The following is a 22,536-nucleotide window of genomic DNA, read 5'->3' as shown; positions in this document are numbered from 1 at the left end:
AATATTTGTACTTGTGTGTTTGGTTTTAAATTTAGAGGAGCTCTAAAAAGTAAGAAACTTGACCAAGTTTGAAATACATTAATTTGCATTGAAAGTTAATTTCCAGATCTTTAATAAAGATAAAAGGTAAGATTCTGTGAGTAGTCCAGTTAAAAACTCCAAAATAAGATCCCAGTTCAATATTTCAATCTGCCACTTGATTGCACAGCAAATGAAAGCAGCTCCTCATCGCATAGCGATTATTGATGGGGAGGTCAGAGTGAGCTACGAGTGCCTGCTGCAGCGGGCCGGCGCGATTGCGGCGGAGCTTGAGCGCCGGGATATTCAACCCGGCGCCTTGGTGGGGGTATGTATGAAGCGCTCCTGGGAGCTTGTGGCAACTTTAATTGGCGTAATGCGAGCAGGGTGTGCCTATGTACCTTTGGACCCAGCTTACCCTCAAGATCGTGTGGGTTACATGCTGGAACATTCAGGTGCTGTGGCAGCTATCGTGGATAGTGATAGCTCTGCGGACCTATGTCGCGAAGCGGGCGAATTAATCTGGCTCAACAGAGTGAGTGATCAAGACAAAGAATTTTCAGCTGATTCTGCGGGACCATCAGCCAGTGACCTGGCCTATGTGATCTATACCTCTGGTTCTACCGGCAAGCCAAAAGGTGTTGCGGTTGAGCATCGGTGTATTGTGGCCATGTGCCACTCTATGGATGAATTGTTCAGTGAGGAAGAACTCCGGGGGGTCTTTGCTGGGGCCTCAATCTGTTTCGATACTTCTGTAATGGAAATCTTCGGTACCTTGTCACTTGGGGGCACAGTAATACTGGGTAAGAATATTCTGGAATTACCAAACCACCCGGCAGCAGATCAAGTCAGAACTTGCGTATCTGTCGCCTCCGCAATGCAGACATTATTAGCTTCCGAGAAGTTGCCAGCTGGACTTCAGTGTCTTGTATTTGGTGGAGAGGCATTAAAGCGGTCTCTGGTTGATCAAGTTTATACCTTGAGGCCAGGGCTGCGGTTGTTTAACGCCTATGGTCCTACCGAAGATACCGTGTACTCGACCATTGCCGAAATTAAGCCTGGCACTAAGTCGATCACAATTGGAAAATCAGTACCAGGCTCCAGTGCCTATATTTTAAATGAGTCCATGCAACCCGTTTCTTCAGGAGAAGCCGGTGAGTTGTATCTTGCAGGAGGTAAGCTGGCAAGAGGTTATTTATATGACGAAGCCCTCACTATAGAACGTTTCATCGAAATAGAATCTAGTGACCTTATCCAAGATAGCCGCTTATATAAAACTGGGGACCTGTGTCAGTGGGCGGAAAATGGAGAGATCGAATTTCTTGGCCGAATCGACCAGCAGGTTAAGGTCAGGGGGTTCCGCATTGAGCTTGGGGAGATAGAGTCGACGCTTGAGACTATGCCGGGTATTGATGCTGCTGCAGCGGCCGCTGTAGATGGTGGTATTGGCCAGAAAATGCTCGCGGTCTATATTGTTAACCAGGATAAAACGGTAACAGATACAGGCGTTAAAGAGTTCCTGGCACAGCGACTTCCAAAATATATGGTCCCGCAAATTGTGAGGCACCTAGAGGTATTACCTATGCTCCCCAACGATAAGCTCGATCGCAAAAAGCTTATGGAGCTAGAGGAGGGCTATGCTGGTTTGGAATCAAGTGTTGATACAGTGAGTAATTCCAGTGACTTGATGCAGCGCCTGATTGGTTCCAGCTCAGAGCAGCAAACCATCTTATTATCGATTATTCAAAGAGAGGTGGCCGTTCTCCTGAATTTTCCTGATCCGAAAGAAGTATCTCCAGAACAGTCCTTCTCTGGTCTCGGCCTCGATTCCCTCACAACTCTGGAATTGGCCAGACGTTTGAGCAACAACTTGGGTCGCTCGGTTGCTTCCCAGGCGATTATTAATTACGCCACTCCTAATGCCCTAGCGAACTACATCCTCGGTACTTTGAGTGATGGCGAAGCCAAGGGTTCGGATGAAAAAGTGAACCGCACTGCATCGGATTCACTTGCCAGCTTCCAATCGCATATCCAGTCCAGCCATCCTACATTCCAGGCTGCAAAAGCGCCGTCCTGGTCTGCACTGGATAAGAGTAAGCTGGTGCAGGAAGTCATGTATATGGTGAACGACCAGCGCAGAAATCCTTACAGTAAAGTCTTGCGAACAGGTAGCGCCACTCATGGCACGGTGAGTGATGTTTACAACGATGAAGAACAGGAAGCAATAATCTGGACCACCAATCTATATCTTGGCCTGAACCGAGATAAGAAAGTTATGCAGGAGGCCGCTTCCGCAGTAGCGAAATTTGGTACTGGTATGGGGACCTCTGCGGCAGCATCAGGCCTTACAGATCTTCACCTGGAGTTCGAGACCGAGTTTGCACAGCTGGTCGGAAAGCCGAGCGCTTGCCTGTTCCCAACAGGTTATACCGCTAATGTTGGAGTGGTTGCAGGGCTTCTTGGTAAAGACGATGTAGTGGTTATCGACCAGCTTTGTCATGCATCTATTGTGGATGGTGCTCGTCTTTGTGGTGCCACGATAAGGACCTTTAAACATAATGATGTTGCCGACCTGGAGTCTGTGCTTGAGTCGGAGGTATCCCCATACCGAACGGCCCTGGTTGTTCTGGAGGGCGTATACAGCATGGGAGAGGGCGCCGCACCGGTAGACAAAATTGTCCGCGCGGCCAAGAAATATGACGCGCTTGTCTTGGTAGATGAGGCACATTCTTTCGGTTTTTATGGTGAAAGTGGCGCGGGCATTTGTGCCGCTCAGGGAGTTACCGATCAAGTAGACTTTATTATGACAACGCTCAGTAAGGCACTTGGTAGCCTCGGTGGCGTTATTGCGGCGAAGGAAGAATATGTAGATCTTTTGAGATCATCATCCAGAGCTTACATTTTCCAGGCTTCGATCAGTCCTGCAGATATTGCCGCGGCATTGACTGCTTTGCGCAGGCTCAGTACTGATGATGGTTTACGGGAGCGGCTCTGGGATACGACACGCTATATGCGGCAGCGCTTCGAACAAGCTGGCTATGATTTGGGAACAGGGGATGGGCCTATTGTCACGCCGCACTTTAGTAACAAAGACAAGCTGTTTGCGATAGTACAGGAATTATATAAACGCGGTGTTCAGACATCAGCGGTTACCTATCCCATAGTGGAGAGTGGGCGTGGCCGACTCCGACTTATTTGCTCGGCAGCCCACACGAAAGAGGATGTCGATAAAACTGTTGAAGCTTTGATTGAGGCGGAGCGGGAAGTTGATGGCTCATTGATGGCTAGTAAAGAGCAATCGATGGATTCAAACTCTGCACAGTCCGAAGTAGAAGATTGGGCTCATAGTTTTTCCAGCTATCTTAAACGATCACTGGCCAAGCGCTCTGGTCCAACGCCAAACTTGTCTTTATCCATTCGTGTTTCTGACCAGTCAGAGCCAGTAAGAATTTTGTATTACGACGGCAATATCACTTTGAGCGATCATGAAATTACCGGTCTGCCCAGGTGTTCAATACTTCTTAAAAGCAGCGGTGCTGTTTCCGCCTTGCACTCCTCCGATGTACAAAGTCTGCTTAAGAGTATCTGCGAAGGATGCTGTGTGTTAAATGGCCAATTGGAAGTGTTTATTTGGTTTATCGCGCGCATGGTTGATCTGCGGCGAGGCTCTAAAGAGTCGACGCGCAGTGAGTTGCGCCGCGAGCAAGCCGTTTGCTAGTTGAGGTGAAGAAATAACTTAGCGCCAAAAAGGCTCTAGATGTTTGGCCCCTAGGTAAATGCTGCGGGGCCTCTATCCAAATTAAGATGGCAGCTGGGAAGCTGTGATAAGAGTATCTACAGAAGCAGAGGGGTTACAGTGTTCCTACTGTTGCGCTTCTACTTAGTGGAGCCGCGCTCCTTACAGGCTTTACTATTTTGATTATCTATCAGTAGAGTTGTCGGTGGTTTTGACTGATTTCGACTGTCCAGCTTTCAGAAAGCCCAGCGCGTTCAGCAAAGCCCTGCCATTGCTTCACAGCTGCTGCTACCTCTTCAATAATATCCATGGGCCGTTTAATACTGATTGCTCTTCCCGCGGCAAGCAAATCCTCAAGTTGGAAGTGGTCGCGTTTGCCGTTGATACTCATCTGATGCTGGCTGGTCCAGGCGCCGCCCGGATTGTGGGCATAGGTTACATCGAATGCCGGCGATAGAGACCATTCGCCTTCGGGGTTCATCAGGAACGCGATATTCTTTGTATGATCATCCTGGTTTCTGGCTAAAACATTGAATACCATTCGGCGATATTGCTGAATCGCCTCATTCTTGGGCAGGTAAAGTTCACGCATAACGCTAAAGGCTTGTTCGTATGAATGGGCACCAGCCATGTTGAAATCCAGGTGCGCGATGCCGCAGAGAGACTGCATATGTAGTTTCTTGCCATTCACCCGATCGAAGCGCCGCGTCATAAAGTGCGCTCTGCCATTTTCTTGCAAGAGCTGGCAGTCTGCCATGTTAATACCGGCTTCGATGGCCATCAGATGATAAGCATATTCAATGCGTCCATACCCATCGGTTGTACCGAACTCAAGGTCTCCGGCACCATCGAATTTTAGTAGCCAATAATCGTAATCACGGGATGCGGGAACTTGGCCTGAACGTATATCTCCTTTGTTATTGATGGCAATAACTGCTTTTGCTCTGGCGCCCCCAGCGCTAGTGCCCACTCTTAATATGTCCAGCAGTGCACCGGATTTCTCCGCATCGCTGTTGCCAAGTTGGGCGTTAAGGTCCGTCTGCTTATGAGTGATTGTTGCTGCTAGTTTTACCAGCTCTTCAATATTGAGATCGACGGAATCCCTAAAACTACCATCTACTGCAGGCTGAAATTCCAGTGCGCCCATTCCACGGGTACCGGTATAGCAAAGTCGTTCAATAGGGTTAAAGCTTTCCGGAGTTCTCCCCTGCCGGGCGAGCCAGGCATCAATAACGGCATTACCGAATTTGTCCGGCAGGCAGTCTGCAAGGAGCCCCGGTAAGCCCTTAAAGGTGTCCCGGCTGAGAGTGCGGAACGTATAGGGCTCCTTTGAAGCTTCGATAGGCATGGTAATTGGAGCAATATCCAATCCACTCTGCAGAAATTCCGGTGCGTACTCAAAGGCTCCATACCCAGTACTATCCCAGTGGACGGCTCCAACTATCTCTCCCCATAATTGCACCACTGCTGTATTTGTTTGGCTTACCATTCTGGTTTACCTCTCTTTTTATTTTTGCTTGTGCGTGTCTTGGGGGGGCTTTCTGCAGAGGTCTCTTTAAGTGCTTTCTCAGCGTTAGAGGCTCTGGCTCTTTTTCGCTGTTTGCCGTGAAGAGCAAGTTGCATAGGGCTGACTGTTGGAGCCGGGAGAAAAGCTTCCAGTGCGTCCAACCGGCGTAGGACTCTCAGTGCGGCGACCAAGCTGTCTAGCCTGCCGCGACCAGCCTCTAAACCTTTGATGGTGGAGGTGGATAAGCCGGCGCGTTCAGCCATATCATCCTGGGTGAGATTCATGCGCAAGCGATACTCTCTAAGCCGGTCGCCCAGTGTCGCAAGTATCTGCTTATCGGATTGTCCATGGAAGTTCATAATAGCTGTTTTTCAATCTTTTATGAGTGAAAATCTACTTTAATAGGTGATTTTTTGTCTATTATAGCAAGATTGGATAACATGTCATTAATAGGTGCATTTATACCTTTTAAGCTTAGTCTAACCTTTTTTTAGGTGTAAAAGCATCTTTTAGAGTAGTGCAGGGAGTCGCTAATTAAACTGTGAAGCGGATACCTCTCCCTCATGGCAGGGATGAGATGGGTAGGTAGGGATATCCAGTTGGCCGGGAAGAGAGTTACCGACAATGGTAAAGAGAGGCGAAACCTAATAGCTCACATCGCATTTCTTTACATAGAGCTTTCCAGTGTTGACAGATGTTGTATCTCCTACACTTTTGATCCCACAAAATCATGGCTCCACTTGTGGGGGTGACGGGCAATGGAGAGGGTGTGGGCTTGGTTCATATCAATGAAAAACAAGAATTGATGTTTGGTGGCTGGGATACCAGTGGAAGGGATTTGCTCAGCTATCATGGAGGGATTATACGGTGGGTAAAACAATGCTCGTATTTCTTATTTTATGGATTGGATAGAAGCTTCTATATCTGCAGAAGAATAGAAGTAGCGCTTAGGGTTGGCAGGAGGCTATAGGAGGTAAAAGGATGAGTTTCTGAGTTGAGTTTATTGCGCGGCATATTTGTAACTCGCTATTTGGATACTATTGTAAGAATGTTATGTATAACCAGCCACTGGCATTTTTGACACACAACACTGATGAAAATCCGATTTCGAAATTTTAATCGTGGAGAGGATCAGTATCCCTGGATTAAAAATATACCCGGTGAGCTGATACGGAAGCCGAAATATTTAGTAGCTTGGGAGTTTTTGCAGTTCTTACTTGCCGTACTCGGGAGCGCTATGGTGTATTTTTATGCGGCCTCGTGGGAGCATTGGGTGCTCATTGGCATACCTGCTAGTTATTTAGCGGCCGCTTTATTACTGGCTTTTGATAATCCTTTGTATAGAGCTGTATCACTTCTCTCTGTGCTGGCTAGTATAGTGTTTTTACTATATCTGGGTTCTCAGGAAGGGAATACCACCCTCTTATTAATTCCTGGGGGCTTTCTGGCTTGTTGGTGCAGCAGTATGTATTTGGGACGCAATGCGAAATCCTATTATGCTTGGTGTAAAGCGAAACGTTTATGATTTTGGTTTAGGGGAGAGACTAGTTATCAATTAGCCAAGTTCCTAGGCAGAAATGTATCACCCAGAGAGTAATCGAAGGTTGGATTTGGAGTGCTGAAATGTATGAGATGCTAGTAGGTTTGGATGTCAGTAATGATGATGTCTACCAAGTATATCGTGACGCTATGAGGCCTATATTGGAGTCTTATGGTGGTTCGTTTGGCTATGATTTTAGGGTGTCAGAGGTGTTGAAATCTGAGAGTAATTTTAAAATAAATCGTGTGTTTACAATCAGGTGTCCATCTGAGCAGATAATGAATGACTTTTTCTCCAGTCCTAAATATACGGCTGTAAAGAAAAAGTATTTTGAGTTGTCGGTTCTTAGTACAACGATTATAGCTGGCTATGAAAAGCATACTTAGTGGAGTGTGAAGTATGGGGTGCATTGTTAATTCCTGCCAGGGTTCAGATTTTTGGTCCCCAGCTTTTCTGGGCTTCTTTTACATTTTCAGTTTATATTCCCTGTATGTCAGCCGATAAATTTTTAGGGTCTGGGCCCACTTTATGATCCAATGTCATTAGTGATGCGGGGCTATATTCGTTAGCAATTTTCCACTTGGTATCCTTGTGCTATTTGTGTTGCATAGACAAATGGTACTTGAGGATTTTGGTTTGTGCTTCTGAGATTTACCTGATCATGAATTTTATCAAAATCCACATGGCAGGCTTTAGGGGGAGAAGGGGTTCAATAGAAAAAAGTGTGAGCCTCTTCTAGTTGCCCTAATAAAAATCATTAAGGATGTTGACATTCAAAGGTAAGCAAGTAATCTCGAAAAAGGTTACATTTGTCAATTCTGACATGTTGTGGCTATACCTAGCTCTTCACAAAAGCTACTGGTTTGGTGATTGGTCAGGGCAATATTATTTGGTACTGGTGTTCAGGTTCTTGTGGCAGAACCCATATGAAAGGAATGGGCTCTTGTGGGGCGGGAAACTATTGGCCTCGGCATTTAATACATAAGGTGGCCGCACTATCTGGAATTTTTCCCTTATAGATTTAAAGGACTATATATGTATATCGAAAGTGATTTCAAAAAAGAGATCGAGGGGCTTTTGAATCCGGCCGATCGTACCGCGCAACATATCGAAGCTTGCTGGCAGGTTTACAATAATGCTGCCACCACTAAGGATGGAAAGATCGTCGCTGGTAGTATTGAAGATTTGCATGAGGCATTAAAGGTTTTTGGGCCAACCAATTCAAGAGATAACGGCTCAGTGTTGAGAACAAAAACCTGGTCAATTATTTTGAATGACGCATGGATATTGGGAGCCGTACACGCCAAAGCTGAGGTGGAGCTGGTTTCCCGGCCGACTTCCTCGACTATCGCTAATAAAGACTTTAAGAGTGGTGACCCTCTGGATCGTATTTTTAGGGTGACCGGTAGAGAGCTAATCGGACTGAAAAGTTTCGGTTATTCTGTGGTTCAGGGTCCCCTGATCTACAAGAGCCACACGGCTAAGGTTATTAATATGATGAGCTGTATAGATCATCGCTTGGCTGAAAGTGCCACCTTCAGCAAGTACAAAGAGACGATTATACGCCAGGCGGGGGTTATGGCTTATAAAGGTATTACAGCCATTAATAGCTTTCTGGATGCTTAGAGCGTTTTTAGGGAGGCTGATGTTTAATTATTAGCTTCCCGGCTTTATATTTTTCTACCGTTCCGCTGTTAAAAATAGAGTTGTATTCTTTCTCTTATATCTGCACTAATAGCGCTGTAAAAATTGCTTTCCTTGCGGCCAGTTTGTTGGGTTGGGCAGGTAGTCTTGATTGCCGATTATATTTTTTATTGCTTCTTGATGAGGTTTAGCTTGTGAGTTTTCTTTTTCGTGAGGGGGCCAGTGGCAAAGAAAAAGTTTATACCCTGGTATCCATGACGATAGTGCTTTTATTGATGGGTTCTGCCAGCGTTGGTAGATACCAGTTCTATGAGAATCCAGGCTATGGTGGTGTAATTGTTGGGCTTTTGGCTGCGATTTGGGTTCTACCTGCTCTCCTGGATAAGCACCCCTCAAACAAGATAATCCGCTCGAATATTGTTATTCGGGGTATTTACTGGGTTCTGTGGTATTTAATTTCTTATGGGCTGACTTGGGGAACGGTGTATTATGCTATCCCCGCATACTATACAAATACGTTTGGCGAAGAGGCTAGCTTTGAGCAGGTTGTTACCCGTAAAGGGGTGAGGACAGGTCGCTTGGGACATACTTGCTATAGTATTGATTATGGTCAGCCTTACTCTACATGTGTAAATCAACGTTTTTTTGACTCGGTTGAGACGGGAGATACTATAAGGCTTAATGTGTTAGAAAGTCACTCTGGTTACTTTGTGCGCTCTGTCCAAAAGTTGAACTCTAAAAATGCTTCAGGAGAACTGATTGGAATATTGCAATTTTAAAGTGGTTTATTGCCTGGGTGTGCAAGGGCAGTTTAAGGCATCAGGGGTTTGAGAATGTTGGTTCTTTAATTTCTCTATTTAATCCCTCTTATCTCTATGTCTTGAGGTCTGCCCCAGAATCAACTATTAATACCAGCGGTTGCGCCTATGGAGTCGCTTTAGGTAGTCCCGCTCGCGATAATAGAGATCATCGTCATAGCAAATAAAATCACAGAATCTCTTATCGCTAACACAGTCGGCTGGAATCTCCCGGTTATTTTTAAGGCACCGATAGTAAACATGCTTGCAGGTTCTCAGGCATCTTTTGCGGGCCTCCTGCTCATTGAGGCTCCTCGCCAAGGAGAGTGAGGAGGCTCCTAAAAACACTAGGAGTATGCATATTACCAGCGTCAATTTTCCAGTTGCCATACTGATTGCCGCACCTGTGAATGTCTCACCGGGAAACAGTAATGTTTACCGTGATGAAAAGCAAACTATACCTGTGTGGAAGGTGTTTTAGAGTAATAATTACCCATTCTGCTTGAGGTTACTGATTACCTGATCAATCTCTACTTGGTTTTCACTGATCAGTCTATCGGCAAGAATTTTTAGTTTATCGATTGATTTGTAGTCAAATGGATCGACATATGGGTCGATAATTTCCACGTTTAAATAGTTATAACTGATTCTTCCTTTAGGACTTAGAGAGCTTGCAATCTCCAGAGTATATAGTTGTTGGTCATCCATGGACCTTTGCACACCGGATATAAGATCTTGAAGCCAGTTAATTTTCCCCCAACTTTTTAGGTTCCTGTAATTGGTCTCCATTGTGGCCAATGGTGATGTGCCGGATCCGAGAATCAACACATAGTAGTTTTTCCCCGGAAATTCTTTAATGATATCGCGTAATATAATACTGGTGGGGTTGTTTGCGTATATAGCGGCATCAGCGTAATAGCGGTGACGAATATCCCGCCCAGTAGTTATAAAATCGACAGGAGGGTATAGGGTCTCTGCACTAGCTGCGGCGGTGACCAGTTGATACAGTGTGTCCGTTGGCAGTTTGTTAACCGTTTCGCCACGGTTTTTGAACAGATGTAACTGGCCTGTATGTATATTGAAAGAAGGTATAATGATGTAATTTTTTAGATCAGTGAAATTTATTTCATCGGTATAGTGTTTCTCGATGGTGTTGCGTAGGCGCTCTCCGCTAAAGCGAGGCGAGAAAAAACCATTCCCGCTCATTAATTTGTGATACCAGGGTGATGAAAATAGGTATCTGCTTTCATTTTTATAAATATCGATTACTTTCTCAGTTTTAGTTCTTGAGTCTATTTTTTCTGGGATACCTTCTTGATTTGGTATCTGGGTGACATTGAGCCCTGTGGCAATGATGGCGCCAGTTGATACTCCGCTAAAAACATCAAATAGTTCATCAATAGGCTTGCCAGTCTGTTGTTCTATAAATTGGATAACATAGAGTGGTATTAATCCACGTATACCCCCTCCGTCTATAATCAGAATTTTAATAGTATCTTTGTCTTTGAGAGAGTCATTGCTATTAATAAACTCGTCTGTAACCGGGTAAGCGTTAAATTTAATGCTCTGGGTTAGGCGATAATTGTAGAAATAAAATAGCCCCACAAAAGCAATGATAACAACGACCAGGATGGTCGATATGTGGCTGGTTTTCATGGGGCGACCTGTGCTCTTTAATCCATATCATAGAGAGTGCAGGTGGTAGGATTAGTTTTATTATTTTGAGTGATTTATGGAACGCTTCTTAGTTGCATATTTATTGTATTTTCTCAACCCTTGCTGTTAGATATTTTATTCTATGGGAAGAAATATATCTGTAATGATTTTACTCTCAGGTACTTCGGGAAAAAAATTTATCCGCTCAAAAAAGATCGGGAAATCACGAACTGCAAAAGTTGAATGATCCAACCAATGAAAGTATAGATGCTGAACAGCCGCTCCAATGGTATCGTCACTGCCTAAGTGCCTTATGACTGCGCATTTCCCTGCCGGAATTACTTTGTTGACTATATTCCTTTCACTGGCATCAATGGGGTATTGCACGGTACAGCAGACATCAAATCTGTATTGATCAGGGGGCGTGGTTACTGGGTCATCATAAACCAGGTTGAAAGTTCTGCTATTACGTGGTGAAAGCCCTTGAGCCTTCCGCCACTGGATAAACTGTTTGATGGTAGTACCCAGGTGGTGGGCTGGGCCTCTATGTTCCATGGCGGCGAGTTGAGTCTCGGGGAACTCAACAATGGTTACTTCGTATTTCGCTGTATTTCCCATTAAGTGACTCCTAAGTGCTGTAATTGGTTCATAGCGCTTATGCCAAACCTCCCAGTCTGGGGCGCGGCGAAATTCTGAGGGGCTCTTGCCAAAGAGTTTCTTAAAGGCTCGTGTAAAGGCCTCGTGGCTGTCGTAGCCACTCTCCAGGGCGATATCCACTACCTTTTTGTCTCTATAGGTGAGTTGATAGGCCGCCCTTTTTAATCTCAATCGCCTGATTACGGCTATTACCGGTATTCCAAAAAAGGCGGAGCATTGCCGGTGAAAATGATATTTAGACAAGTTGCTGTATTGGCAGAGTTTGTCGATATCGAGTTCGGAGTCGAGGTTTTCCTCAATATAGTGCAGTACCTGCACAAACCTATCCCTATACTTTGCCATAGCTGTCACCTCTTCTTATGAAAGTATTCTAGGACTTGTGTGTGTCTGGCACTTGACCAAAATTGCTGGATATCGCCTCAGGAGGGACTGTTGGGTTTGAGTGCGGGGAGTGGACGCGATGGCGGGGGCATAGGCCCCCAAATTTGCTACTAGGGGCTAACAGGGGGTAGAAGACCCTTTGAAGGTGTTCACCATAACCTTTGCTTCTTTGAGGCGTAATAAGTAGTCTTTTAGAGATTTAACCCCCGCCTTAACGCCAAGGGAAATCAGTTTCATCATGAGGGAAAATGCAAGTTCTGATTTCAGGTGGGGAGTAAATGCCAGGAAGGCTTTGAAAATGGAGCAGTGGATTCTTTTGAGCAGGTCTTGAATATCTTTGTTGCCGGTGGATATCTTCTCGGCTTTTTTCTCAAAGGCTTTGAGTTCATCCAGGTACTCGATAAACAGGCGGTAGTTAAAGACAACGGTTCTGTGTTCTTTGTAGCCGGCTATGATGCTGCTCAGCGCATCATTGATCTTCCTGAGGGCAATATAATCTGTTCTGGAGAGATTCTCATAGGAATTAGAGAGATACGCGATCGTATCTCTCCGCAGCTGACAAAACTCGAACAGGTGTTGGTCGTGCTTTCTTATCTCATGAAGCCGGTATAACTGAATTGCAATGAAGAGAAGAGCGATCGCGAGCAATATGGAGAGCACTACTCAAACTCCTTTTCATTAACTGGCTTTTTTGGGGCCACTTTTCTGGTGGGCGGAGAATAGGAAAAGGCATTATCCATCAGCTTGAGGAACCTATCCCGATACTCCTTATTATCTGCCGCTAGTCGATCAATTTCAACTTGACGATCTTTCAATCGCCCACTGTACATCCAGAACAATAAATAGTGTGCAAAGATGAAAAAAATGACAAACAAGCCATTTTTCAGGCCCATTTCCTGTACGAAGTGGAGTATATCTTTGAGGGTATCGGTCATGCAGTCCCTTAAAGCCAATTTCATTGAATCTTGCGCATTTTTAACTATTGAGACGGTTGAAGCAAATTACTTCGCTGGAGATGGGAAGTGGTAAGAACTTTTTTTGTGCCTTTTGTAGAGATTTTGTGGGCCTGTTTTTTGTTATTTAGGTGTAGCCAGCCAGATGGCATGGTTTTCTGTATGGAAGAGAAGGGCGCGTTGGTACAAAAGTTCCAGAGAGGACTTGTCGCTTTCAGGTTTCCCGCCCTGAATTGAGGGCGGGAAGGTAGAGAGCTATTGCGCTTCAGTCTGGCCGGCTTCCGGCAGCTTTGCAGGTGCTTCAGTCGGCTGCTTGCTGGGGTTTTTGATTACGCCTTTTTGCAGAATTAAAGTGTTTGGGTAAGTAATTAATTCTTCGCCGCGCCTGATGAGAACATGGAATAGTGTGATCTCCTCAATAGTGCCGGAGATATCATCGTCTTTATCTATCACCCGAATCTGGTCGCCAACCCGGTAGGGAAAGCCAAAGAAAATAATCAGGCTGGCGGTAATATTACTCAGTATCGACCACTGAGCAAAAAGTGCTACGCCAATTACTGCGAACACGGAGGAGAGAAAAATGGAAACCTGGGTGTATTCAAACCCCAGGGCACTGATCAGCAGCACCAGATGGAATACCAAGACGGCAATACTGATGGTCTTGGAGATATATTTGAGGCGATAGGGCTTCACCGCCCTGGCCTGCCCGAACCGGTTGATAGCGGAGGAGCTAAGCCTCATGCAGATAAAATAGGAGGCCACGATCAGTGCCGCTATAGCCAAATTCATTTTTTGTCTCGTCTCCGTACTGTGTTTGCCCGGGGGGCTGTTGCCTTTTTAGGGCAGGCCTTGTCATCGATCATTACCCGCCTGTTGCGCGGATCATAATCCCAGGCAGCTATGCTGCCAAGCGGCCACTTGGAGGGAGATTGTGGTCCATTGCCTGGCTTTACCCAAGAGTGCACTGGGTTCACAACATATTCGAATAGCTCGTAGAAGGTATTTACACCTTGCGGGTCCCTGCTACAGGGTACCCGTTTTAGTGTGTGCTGTGCTTTTGCAGCCTTGCTATGGGCCTGTAGCGAGCACGGCTGGCGGCTCGCTGGTCAGCCATCGTTCTTGCCGGAATTGGCAAATTCCCCCTAAACTGTATATATATACAGTATCGAGTGAAATCCTATGAAACTAGCGACTCTCTACAGTCACGGTGTGGCCGCGGGCTTTCCATCCCCGGCGGATGACCACAAAGAGAAAAGCCTCAGCCTCGATCAGCATTTGATCACTCATCCGGCTGCCACGTTTATGGCTCGTGCCAATGGCGATTCCATGCAGGGCTTGGGGATCTTCGACCGCGACCTTTTGGTTGTTGACCGTTCACTAACGCCAGTACACGGCGATGTGGTGGTGGTGGCTTTGGATGGTCAACTCACCTGCAAAGTACTGGATCGACATCATGGGCGGTTGCTGTCGGCCAACGATCGTTACCCGCCGATACCGGTTTGGGAAGGGCAGGAATTGATTGTTGAAGGGGTGGTTAAAGCCTCCATTCGTTATCACCGCCCTCTCTGAATGCTGGCACTGGTGGATTGCAACAGCTGCTACGCAAGCTGTGAACAGATATTCCGGCCCGACTTAAGGGGGAGGCCGGTGGTGGTGCTTTCTAATAATGATGGTTTTGTGGTGGCGCGCTCAAATGAGGCCAAGGCGCTGGGGATTGGGGATTTGCAGCCCTTCTTCAAGATTGAACATCTGTTGCGGCGGCACAATGTGGCCATCTTCTCCAGTAACTATCCACTGTACGGCGATATTTCCCACCGGGTTATGGAGACCCTGAAGGGCTTTAGCCCAGAGGTGGAGGTGTACAGTATCGATGAGATGTTTCTGAATCTGTATGGTTTACAAGAGGAGTGGTTGGATTATGGCCAACGGATTCGCACAACTCTGTGGCGCGATGTGCGTATGCCGGTGAGTGTGGGGATTGCTCCGAGTAAGACCCTGGCCAAGCTCGCCAATCGGGCAGCGAAAAAAATTGCCAAGTGCAACGGGGTTTGTGCCCTGGATACTCCGCAGAAATGGCAATGGCTGCAGAAACGCATGGCGGCCGATAAAGTCTGGGGAGTCGGCAGGCGTCTTGCCAAGCGCTTGGGGCGCTTGGGCATAGAGACCGCCTATGACCTGGCCCAGGCCAATCCTAAAATCTTGCGCCGACACACCAATATCAATATTGAACGAACCATTGAGGAATTAAATGGGGTGTCATGCCTGAGTCTGGAGGAGCAGCCGCCGGCAAAAAAACAGATTTATTGCACGCGCTCTTTTGGCGAGAAATTGAGCGAACTACAGCCCATTCTGCAGGCAGTTAGTCTCTATGCCAGCCGGGCGGCAGAAAAGCTGCGCGGCCAGGAGTGCTTGGTGGCTTCGATACATGTCTTTCTGCACACCTCGCCCCACGAGCCCCACTATTACAGTCGCAGTACGCTGGTACAGTGCCCCTATGCCACTAATGACACCCGCTTGATTGCGAGCCTGGCCAAGGGGGCCATAACCGAGCTTTACCGCCCTGGTCATCGTTTTATGAAAGCCGGTGTGGGCCTGGTGGAGCTGGTGCCCAGCTCCCTGGGGCAGGGGGATATGTTTACCGCCGGCCAGCCGGCCCGTGCCGCGGAGATGATGCAGGCCCTCGATAGAGTCAACCAACGCTTTGGCCGCGGCACTCTTTTTCTAGGGGCTGAGGGGGTGCATAAGCACTGGAAGATGCGCCAAGCCTATCGCTCACCCGCCTACACCACACGCTGGGAGGCCCTGCCATTAGTACATGTTTAAGAAGGTGTGTTTTTTAATAAGAGGCTCGCTGGCCCTGCTTCGGAATATCGAGATTTAGCGCTCCGCAGCTGCCGCAGTTTTTGAAGAGAATTGGAATATTGTCCAGCTGAGCATTGCAAAAGAAACAGTGGCCGCTCTTTAAGGTCTTGTGGCCTGCGAATTGCTTCACCGCCATCATGGGTAGGCCAATGGCAGGTTTTAAAGTTTTGATCAGCTTTGCGCTAATTCTGCTATCGGGAAAAGCGCGGAAGATTTCCTGTATTGAAATAAGCGCTGAATCCTCGATATTCCAGAGTTGGCCGCAATGATCACAATAAAGTTGCATTGGGTGGTTAGGATTAGTTACCGATCGATAAAAACCAGTCTAGCTATAAGCCGTGAGCGAGGGGAGGGAGCGAGGAAGGGAGCGAGGGAGGGTAACGAGATAAGTAAATGTGGAGAGAGCAGGCCCCTCGGTGGGCCTTAACCCGCTGCCCTTTAGTATTTCAAATCCAGATCCAGCAGGGATACCGGCTTACCATCTTTATTCACCAAATCTATCTGAACAGGCTCCCCGGTTCTTTTATCAATCACACGGGACCAGCGCACATTGGCTTTCTCAGACCAGTGTGCACTCCAGTCAATCAGAGAAACCAAAACGGGAACGAGCGCGAGGCATTTTGGGGTAGGGCTGTACAGCATACGCCGTGCTCCGGGCTTAATGGGCGCCTTAACCAGAATGCCGGCTTCTTCCAGGTTGGAGAGTCTTTGTGTGAGGATATTTCGGGATATCTGCAAGCTGTCCTGAAGTGAGTCGAACCGATTAACGCCTCTCAGTACATCGCGGACAACGAGCAGACTCCAGCGGTCGCCGATTACAGAAAGTGCCTCTTCGATCCCACATTGAACAGCGGGTTTACTCTCACTCATAGCAGTCCCAGGGTTGCTCAAGGCGCCATGGTCTCACAAGCCAGTTCCAAAACAAAACTTCCTGGAAGCCGCTTCGGGCCGTCATATTGCCATAGGTTATTGAGAGATCGGCCGATAGCCTGTCAATTTTAGTTGTATTTTGGAACTTAATGGCATTAAATTAGTTCCGAAATGAAACTTATTTGGAGGCGAAATGCATTTTAAACCTATCGTGTTATGCGCCCTGGTCGAGGACTCGCAAGCAAGTTTCTGCAAGGCTGCGTTGGAGCAGGTGATACGGCGGGCTTACCGGGGGCACCTGGACCAGCCAGTCACTCCCAGGGTGGTGTGGATGGAGGTTCCGCCAGATCAGGCCTTTATGAAGGGAGAGAAATCTTCGGTGGCTACTCTGATGGCTCCCGTGCCTGATGGGACATCAAACAAACTGCGGCACCTGTTTTTATACGAACTGCTGGAGCAGTGGTGTGTCACCACTGGGATCAATAAAAACGAGGTCGTTATTACTGCACCTGACCAGTCTCTCAGCAGGAAATTTCTAAGTGCAAATCGCAAGCGTATGCCGCCGCTGCGGCAAATTGCCTACATAGCCAAAACACTGGTGCGTTTAGTGAGATCCAAAAGCACCACGGGGCACTTCAACACTCATATCAATTTATAAGAGGCCGCAAATGCCGCTTTACATGATTTCCACCCAGCGCCCACTATCCGGCTCCGAGCAGCAAGCTCTTGTCTCCGGGGTCACTGAAGCTCACTGCACAATAACTGGCGCGCCCGCGCAATTTGTACAGGTTGTATTTAGTCGAGGCATTCATTTGCGTTCAAAGAGTAGTCTTCATATTCTGGGTTCCATTCGCTCAGGCCGTAGCGATAAAATCAAGTCAGCTCTAGCTAATAGCTTTATCAAAATGGCCTCTCAGCTTTTGGGTTGTTCATCAGCTCGTTGTGAGGTGGATCTTATTGATGTTCCTGCCAGTTGGGTGATTGAGGGCGGGGCAGTTATGCCGGAGCCCGGAGACGAGCAGGAGTGGCTCGTACAGCAATCCAGCTAGGTTCGCTTTGCTTTCTATATATCAAAATAAAAAATAATTTAATACAGCCACATTCTGATTGGCTATCAGGGAGTAATATTATGTCCACTTCAACTTTGAAAGATATTGAGGCTTTGGAAAATTACTTGCTAACGGGCAAGCAACCAGAGGGGGAAGATTTCTCCAACCTTAAAGCGCTTACTGAAAAGTTCAGCGGCAATACTTTTGAAGCAATAATGGCTGCGTGCAAGTGTTACTCCCAGCAAACAGCGATTTCTTTTTTTCTCTCGGGCAAAGATCATAGAAAACCAGTAAAGATCAGCTATCAAACACTGGCTGAACGTATTATTCAAACTGCTAATTTATTGAATAGTGTTGGCATTCAAGAACATGATACGGTTGCGTTTGTGTTGCCAAATTTACCAGAAACGCACTATATACTGTGGGGTGCAGAGGCGGCCGCTAAAGTATTGGCCATTAATCCGCTACTGGAGGCCAGGCAGATAGAAGAGCTGATTCGGCATAGCCAAACAAAGGCTATCGTTACCTTGAGCCCTTTCCCTGGTACCGATATCTGTGAAAAAATTGAAAGCATCTTGCCAAATTTGCCTGAGGTTAAAAATATCTTCCATGTGGACCCAGCTTATCATGCAGGTGGTTTTAAAGGTATTGCGGCTAGTGCGATACAGTATCAATATCGCAGACGGCTACCCCCGCTGCAAGGTAAAAAGCGGATAGCCTACCAGTCGGCACTTAAGCAGCAACCATCTAGCCACTTGAATTTCAAACGCAGCATCCACAGTGATGATACCGCCTCTCTATTTTGTACCGGGGGCACAACAGGCCTACCAAAAATTGCTACCCATACACACGGGAATGAACTGGCTAATGCAAAAAGTATAGGTCTGGTAGCTGGCGACATTATGGGGCCAGGAAAAGTTATCTTGTGTGGCCTGCCACTTTTTCATGTGAATGCGGCAATTGTGACGGGGCTAGCAGCCTTTATTAATGGTTGCGAAGTGGTATTAATGACCCCTCAAGGTTACCGAGGTGAGGGTGTTTTCAGTAATTTCTGGAAAATTATTGAGTTCTACCGCGTGAACAGCTTCAGCGCTGTGCCCACAGTGTATTCCACTTTGCTGCAGCAGCCAGTAAATCAGTGCGATATCTCCTCCCTACAAATGGCTTTGTGCGGCGCGGCGCCTATGCCGGTTGAGGTTTTTAATGCTTTTGAGCGTATAACCGGTGTGCAAATCGTAGAGGGATATGGTTTAACGGAAGGCACTTGCGCTAGTAGTCTCACGCCACCACATGGCGTGAAGAAGGTGGGTTCTATCGGACTGCGTTTACCGCTGCAAGAGATGAGAAGTGCCCAGCTGGATGAGCAAGGCAACTTCATTCGGTATAGCCAGGCCAATGAAATCGGTAATCTGCTGATTCATGGGAATAATGTATTTAATGGTTACCTTAACCCTGAGCATAACCAGGGGATATGGGTAGAAGATGCTCAAGGACGGCGCTGGTTTAACACCGGGGATTTGGGCAGGCAGGATGAAGATGGCTATTTTTGGCTCACTGGCCGAAAAAAAGAGTTGATAGTACGTGGAGGGCATAATATTGAGCCCAAATTGATAGAAGAGGTGCTTTGCCAGCATCCTTCCGTTGCTATGGCCGCAGCGGTAGGTACACCAGATGCCCACGCGGGAGAGGTTCCTGTCGCCTACGTCAAGTTATCAGAGGAAGCGATTAGTCCCCTGATAATCAAAGGGCATGAGGTTGTAATGGATGATTTGGCCAAAGCCCTGCTTGAAGCAATTACTACCTATGCCAAAGAAAATATTACTGAGCGAGCGGCCATTCCCAGAAGAATTGTGCTCCGTGCTGAACTCCCTACTACAGCGGTTGGCAAGATTTTCAAGCCCGCTTTAGAAATGGAAGAGATCCGTTTGTGTGTTCAGGGGATTATTGATCAGTTGGTGAGGGGAACAGACATGGCCACTGCCAGCAACCAGGTAAAGGTAGAGCAGGATAAGGTACTTGGCACTATTGCCAGGGTTACCACAGGAGGGAACCCTAGCTTGGAGGGCGCCCTTGCGGAACAGCTTTCGCCCTACACCTTTAAATATGAAATTGTTTAATCTTTCTCTGAGGGTGCTCTCTTTGAGAGCATCGAGATCAAGTCTACTCAATCTTTGGAAGCCTGAACGGTTTGCCCAGGGGCTTTTCCAGCCCTAATAATCTACCATATAAGGAGTTGCATATAAGCCCAGCCATAATCAGCGCAAAGCCTATAATTTCTATGGCCTGTAACTTTTCGTCCAGGATAATACTAGAAATGATAATACCTACTACTGGAATCAATAGAGCAAAAGGGGTAACCACTGCAGCGGGATGTGATCTAAGGAGCCTGCCCCAAATTGCGAAAGCAATTAGGGTGGAGATGTAACTGACAAAGGCAAGGGATAGCCAGGTTTTCTGATTGGTACTAATAATTAGAGTTAACGGGTCTTGGCTCTCCAGGAAATAGGAGAGAACAAAAAGTGGTATGGGAGGTACCAGGCAGACCCAGATCATAAAGTGCAGCAGATTGACGCCCTGGATACGTTTCATAATCAAGTTCGACAGCGCCCAAAAGAATGCCGCTAGCAATAATAGAGTTAAACCGAAAGAAGTCGCGCTGCCCTCATCGCTGAAAAGAAGCAGAGAAAATCCGGCCAGTGCGATACATAAACCGAATAGCTGGAATCGCTCTATTGCCTCTTTAAAAAGGAGTGCGCTGAGTAAGATAGTAAAGAAGGCCTGGACCTGGAAGATCAACGAAGAGACACCCGCAGAGGCATTGGCGTTCATGGCGAAGAAGAGCAGCCCAAATCTGAATACCCCTAGAAAAATACCAACGCCCAGTAGGTTCCACGGGGAGGTTTTGGGGAAAGGGATAAAAAATACGGCTGGAATCGTAACCAGAAGGAATCGAAGCGCAGAGAGCAGGATAGGTGGCAGCTCTTCTGGCCCGGTCTTGATGACAGAAAATTAACTCCCCAAATAATAACCACAGCGCAAGCTAGGGCTACGTCCTTTATTGGTATAAATAATCCAAATTCCTGGTGGGCGTAACTACTTTATAAAGCTCTGGAAAGTGTGCATACCTCAGTATTTAATGGGTGATACCTATCTAGTAGGAGTTGCCTGGGAAACTGCTTCTGCATGGTAAAGTGAAAATGGAAATAGTCAATCAAGTAGTATTGATCTTGTGGAGCCGGGAGAGTTGGATTTGTCGGGGTGCCTTGCCTAAAAACTTAACAATAAAACCTAGGATTATCCTTATCTGCCCAATAAGTCTAACAGTGAGATATTTCAAGGGGCAATGGCGTTGATGGTCGAGGAGGTCAACAAAAGGACAGGTAATATCATCATCGAGCTAATCGTATTCTGTACAGTTTTTCTGAGTAACTAGGTGATCTTTAGGGCATAAAAACTGCAGGTGAACTATCGAAAGTTAAGGGTAGGAGAAAATATTTAGTAATCAGCGAAAACATAGATGCTCAAATATTCGAACTTGTCATGAGCTTCTATTGAGAAGATGTTCCATCTGGCTGGCTGAGCCGCTCGATAATTCTTTGTATGTCCTGTTGATTTTCTTCAATCAAGCGGTCGGCATAAATTTTTAAATGGTGTAGGGAATCGTAGTCAAAGATATCGACGAATGGATCAGCAATTTCGATATTGAGATAATCGTATTCCAGGCGGTCGCTATCGGAGAAATGTTGGGCGAGATCAAGAGCGTATAATTGTTGAAGGTCCATATATCTCTGGATATTAGAAAAAGCATCTCGTATCCAGCGAATGCGCCCCCAGTTTTTTAGCTCGCTATAATCTACCTCGCTACTGGCCAATGGTGGTGAACCTGCCCCTAATATTAGAACGTAGTAGTTTTTATTTGGGAACTCTTTAAGGATATCAAGTAGCACCAGACTGGTGGGGTTATTCATGGCTAGACCTGCATCGGCAAAATAACGGTGCACTCTGGTTTGCTCTGGTGTTTTGAAGACTACCGGGGGAAAGGCGGTCTCGGCACTGACTGCTGCCGTGATAAGTTGGTATAAGCTGTCGGTAGGTAATTGTTTGATTGCATCCCCACGATTTTTGAAAAGGTGTATTTCACCACTGTGAATGTCCAGTGCAGGAATAAGAACAAAGTTATTTAAGTCTGTAAAAGAAAGCGACTTTGTATAGTGGTTTTCCAGTACACGGTGGAGTCGTTCCCCCATGAAGGAGGGGGAAAAAAGCCCCCAGCCTGTCAATAGATCATGATACCAGGGTGAGGAAAACAAATAGTCACTTTCTTCTTTATAGAGTTGTATCAAGTACTCTGTGGCAGAATCATGCCCGGTGTAGTTTTTGGGAATAAATTTTTCAGGGATGTTGATGCCGCTGGCTACAATAGCACCGCTGGATACACCACTATAAACATCAAAAACTTCGCTAATAGGTTTGTTTAGTTTGTTCTCGATATAGTTGAGCACATATAAGGGGATGAGCCCCCGGACACCGCCGCCATCTACAATCAAGATTTTGATGGTGTCTTTTTCTTTGAGGTAATCCAGGCTTTCAGATCGTTCGGGCTCGGAGGGGGAGCTTTTGAAGGTGGCAGACTGAGTAAAGTGCTTGTTGTAGACGTAAGCGGCAACAATATAAATTACAAGGATACAGAGTAGGGCTAAAATCGCACGCTTAAGCATAAGACTGCAGGCCACTCTTACTTAAAGAGTTAGTGAATGCTGCCGGGCCGAAGCCGAGATAACCTTAGGCTAATGAGAAGTGTATGGTCGTATGCCTGCAATCACTACTTGTGAATCTATATACTGAAGAAATAAAAAAAGGGCTTGG

The 22,536-nt window shown here is 46.6% G+C and carries 19 protein-coding genes; 9 read left to right on the top strand and 10 right to left on the bottom strand.

The features are described from left to right. Window positions 1-211: 211 nt before the first annotated feature. A complete protein-coding gene (locus ACJJH9_RS12370; RefSeq protein WP_444922958.1) occupies window positions 212-3,736 on the top strand; it encodes an amino acid adenylation domain-containing protein in 3,525 nt (1,174 codons plus the stop codon). Between the two features lie 208 nt (window positions 3,737-3,944). On the opposite strand, the gene ACJJH9_RS12365 is transcribed toward ACJJH9_RS12370, so the two are convergent. Both ACJJH9_RS12365 and ACJJH9_RS12360 read right to left on the bottom strand, forming a co-directional pair. Then, window positions 3,945-5,243, bottom strand: coding sequence for a type II toxin-antitoxin system HipA family toxin (locus ACJJH9_RS12365; protein ID WP_444922957.1), 1,299 nt, complete (start codon window positions 5,241-5,243; stop codon window positions 3,945-3,947). Beyond that, complete coding sequence (locus ACJJH9_RS12360; protein WP_444900341.1) at window positions 5,237-5,620, bottom strand: helix-turn-helix transcriptional regulator; 384 nt, start codon at window positions 5,618-5,620, stop codon at window positions 5,237-5,239. The genes ACJJH9_RS12365 and ACJJH9_RS12360 overlap by 7 nt, the downstream gene beginning before the upstream one ends. Before the next feature lie 1,264 nt (window positions 5,621-6,884). Between ACJJH9_RS12360 and ACJJH9_RS12355 the strand changes: the two genes are divergently transcribed. The 3 genes from ACJJH9_RS12355 to ACJJH9_RS12345 all read left to right on the top strand — a co-directional run bounded on the left by ACJJH9_RS12355 (window position 6,885) and on the right by ACJJH9_RS12345 (window position 9,224). Further along, window positions 6,885-7,187 (top strand): DUF1330 domain-containing protein, encoded by a 303-nt coding sequence (locus ACJJH9_RS12355; protein ID WP_444922956.1) that lies wholly within the window; start codon window positions 6,885-6,887, stop codon window positions 7,185-7,187. 649 nt (window positions 7,188-7,836) lie between these two features. Further along, window positions 7,837-8,427: a hypothetical protein gene (locus ACJJH9_RS12350; protein WP_444900343.1), complete on the top strand. Its 591-nt coding sequence runs from the start codon at window positions 7,837-7,839 to the stop codon at window positions 8,425-8,427. 212 nt (window positions 8,428-8,639) lie between these two features. Then, a complete protein-coding gene (locus ACJJH9_RS12345) occupies window positions 8,640-9,224 on the top strand; it encodes a hypothetical protein (protein ID WP_444922955.1) in 585 nt (194 codons plus the stop codon). A 507-nt stretch (window positions 9,225-9,731) separates the two neighbouring features. On the opposite strand, the gene ACJJH9_RS12340 is transcribed toward ACJJH9_RS12345, so the two are convergent. The 5 genes from ACJJH9_RS12340 to ACJJH9_RS12320 all read right to left on the bottom strand — a co-directional run bounded on the left by ACJJH9_RS12340 (window position 9,732) and on the right by ACJJH9_RS12320 (window position 13,678). Then, window positions 9,732-10,898 (bottom strand): patatin-like phospholipase family protein, encoded by a 1,167-nt coding sequence (locus ACJJH9_RS12340; protein WP_444922954.1) that lies wholly within the window; start codon window positions 10,896-10,898, stop codon window positions 9,732-9,734. Window positions 10,899-11,033: 135 nt separating this feature from the next. Continuing rightward, window positions 11,034-11,897, bottom strand: coding sequence for an AraC family transcriptional regulator (locus tag ACJJH9_RS12335; RefSeq protein ID WP_444922953.1), 864 nt, complete (start codon window positions 11,895-11,897; stop codon window positions 11,034-11,036). A 156-nt stretch (window positions 11,898-12,053) separates the two neighbouring features. Continuing rightward, entirely contained in the window at window positions 12,054-12,596 is a 543-nt protein-coding gene (locus ACJJH9_RS12330) for a hypothetical protein (RefSeq protein ID WP_444900346.1), read from the bottom strand. Beyond that, window positions 12,596-12,871: a hypothetical protein gene (locus tag ACJJH9_RS12325; RefSeq protein ID WP_252082264.1), complete on the bottom strand. Its 276-nt coding sequence runs from the start codon at window positions 12,869-12,871 to the stop codon at window positions 12,596-12,598. Before ACJJH9_RS12325 ends, ACJJH9_RS12330 begins: the two co-directional genes overlap by 1 nt. A 273-nt stretch (window positions 12,872-13,144) precedes the next feature. Then, window positions 13,145-13,678 carry a mechanosensitive ion channel family protein gene (locus tag ACJJH9_RS12320; RefSeq protein ID WP_444886635.1) on the bottom strand — a complete coding sequence of 178 codons (534 nt, stop codon included), beginning with the start codon at window positions 13,676-13,678 and terminating at the stop codon, window positions 13,145-13,147. Between the two features lie 390 nt (window positions 13,679-14,068). Between ACJJH9_RS12320 and ACJJH9_RS12315 the strand changes: the two genes are divergently transcribed. Together ACJJH9_RS12315 and ACJJH9_RS12310 are read left to right on the top strand one after the other, a co-directional pair. Continuing rightward, window positions 14,069-14,458, top strand: coding sequence for a LexA family protein (locus tag ACJJH9_RS12315; RefSeq protein ID WP_252082261.1), 390 nt, complete (start codon window positions 14,069-14,071; stop codon window positions 14,456-14,458). After that, the gene (locus ACJJH9_RS12310) at window positions 14,459-15,712 is read left to right on the top strand and encodes a Y-family DNA polymerase (RefSeq protein ID WP_444922952.1); all 1,254 of its coding nucleotides are present in this window, start codon (window positions 14,459-14,461) and stop codon (window positions 15,710-15,712) included. Between the two features lie 477 nt (window positions 15,713-16,189). On the opposite strand, the gene ACJJH9_RS12305 is transcribed toward ACJJH9_RS12310, so the two are convergent. Further along, entirely contained in the window at window positions 16,190-16,621 is a 432-nt protein-coding gene (locus ACJJH9_RS12305; protein ID WP_444922951.1) for a winged helix-turn-helix transcriptional regulator, read from the bottom strand. A gap of 193 nt (window positions 16,622-16,814) precedes the next feature. Between ACJJH9_RS12305 and ACJJH9_RS12300 the strand changes: the two genes are divergently transcribed. From ACJJH9_RS12300 to ACJJH9_RS12290, 3 genes are all read left to right on the top strand, one after another. Further along, window positions 16,815-17,279, top strand: coding sequence for a hypothetical protein (locus ACJJH9_RS12300; RefSeq protein WP_444922950.1), 465 nt, complete (start codon window positions 16,815-16,817; stop codon window positions 17,277-17,279). Between the two features lie 10 nt (window positions 17,280-17,289). Further along, window positions 17,290-17,670, top strand: a complete 381-nt coding sequence (locus tag ACJJH9_RS12295; protein WP_444922949.1) for a hypothetical protein — start codon at window positions 17,290-17,292, stop codon at window positions 17,668-17,670. An 80-nt stretch (window positions 17,671-17,750) separates the two neighbouring features. Then, window positions 17,751-19,787, top strand: coding sequence for an acyl-CoA synthetase (locus ACJJH9_RS12290; protein ID WP_444922948.1), 2,037 nt, complete (start codon window positions 17,751-17,753; stop codon window positions 19,785-19,787). Window positions 19,788-19,830: 43 nt separating this feature from the next. Here the strand turns inward: ACJJH9_RS12290 and ACJJH9_RS12285 are convergent, their stop codons facing one another. Continuing rightward, window positions 19,831-20,670, bottom strand: a complete 840-nt coding sequence (locus ACJJH9_RS12285; RefSeq protein ID WP_444925223.1) for an EamA family transporter — start codon at window positions 20,668-20,670, stop codon at window positions 19,831-19,833. Window positions 20,671-21,218: 548 nt separating this feature from the next. Next, window positions 21,219-22,388 carry a patatin-like phospholipase family protein gene (locus ACJJH9_RS12280; RefSeq protein ID WP_252082251.1) on the bottom strand — a complete coding sequence of 390 codons (1,170 nt, stop codon included), beginning with the start codon at window positions 22,386-22,388 and terminating at the stop codon, window positions 21,219-21,221. Window positions 22,389-22,536 lie beyond the last annotated feature (148 nt).

The organism is Microbulbifer mixtoriginis (SeqCode) (assembly GCF_052466715.1).
The sequence above is the reverse complement of the archived record's forward strand: the minus strand, read 5'-3'. Positions and strand labels throughout refer to the sequence as shown.

Coding starts and splice junctions, on each gene's coding strand:
- ACJJH9_RS12370 (WP_444922958.1), top strand. CDS start 212: ATGAAAGCAGCTCCTCATCGCATAGCGATTATTGATGGGGAGGTCAGA.
- ACJJH9_RS12365 (WP_444922957.1), bottom strand. CDS start 5,243: ATGGTAAGCCAAACAAATACAGCAGTGGTGCAATTATGGGGAGAGATA.
- ACJJH9_RS12360 (WP_444900341.1), bottom strand. CDS start 5,620: ATGAACTTCCATGGACAATCCGATAAGCAGATACTTGCGACACTGGGC.
- ACJJH9_RS12355 (WP_444922956.1), top strand. CDS start 6,885: ATGTATGAGATGCTAGTAGGTTTGGATGTCAGTAATGATGATGTCTAC.
- ACJJH9_RS12350 (WP_444900343.1), top strand. CDS start 7,837: ATGTATATCGAAAGTGATTTCAAAAAAGAGATCGAGGGGCTTTTGAAT.
- ACJJH9_RS12340 (WP_444922954.1), bottom strand. CDS start 10,898: ATGAAAACCAGCCACATATCGACCATCCTGGTCGTTGTTATCATTGCT.
- ACJJH9_RS12335 (WP_444922953.1), bottom strand. CDS start 11,897: ATGGCAAAGTATAGGGATAGGTTTGTGCAGGTACTGCACTATATTGAG.
- ACJJH9_RS12325 (WP_252082264.1), bottom strand. CDS start 12,871: ATGACCGATACCCTCAAAGATATACTCCACTTCGTACAGGAAATGGGC.
- ACJJH9_RS12320 (WP_444886635.1), bottom strand. CDS start 13,678: ATGAATTTGGCTATAGCGGCACTGATCGTGGCCTCCTATTTTATCTGC.
- ACJJH9_RS12315 (WP_252082261.1), top strand. CDS start 14,069: ATGAAACTAGCGACTCTCTACAGTCACGGTGTGGCCGCGGGCTTTCCA.
- ACJJH9_RS12310 (WP_444922952.1), top strand. CDS start 14,459: ATGCTGGCACTGGTGGATTGCAACAGCTGCTACGCAAGCTGTGAACAG.
- ACJJH9_RS12305 (WP_444922951.1), bottom strand. CDS start 16,621: ATGAGTGAGAGTAAACCCGCTGTTCAATGTGGGATCGAAGAGGCACTT.
- ACJJH9_RS12300 (WP_444922950.1), top strand. CDS start 16,815: ATGCATTTTAAACCTATCGTGTTATGCGCCCTGGTCGAGGACTCGCAA.
- ACJJH9_RS12295 (WP_444922949.1), top strand. CDS start 17,290: ATGCCGCTTTACATGATTTCCACCCAGCGCCCACTATCCGGCTCCGAG.
- ACJJH9_RS12290 (WP_444922948.1), top strand. CDS start 17,751: ATGTCCACTTCAACTTTGAAAGATATTGAGGCTTTGGAAAATTACTTG.
- ACJJH9_RS12280 (WP_252082251.1), bottom strand. CDS start 22,388: ATGCTTAAGCGTGCGATTTTAGCCCTACTCTGTATCCTTGTAATTTAT.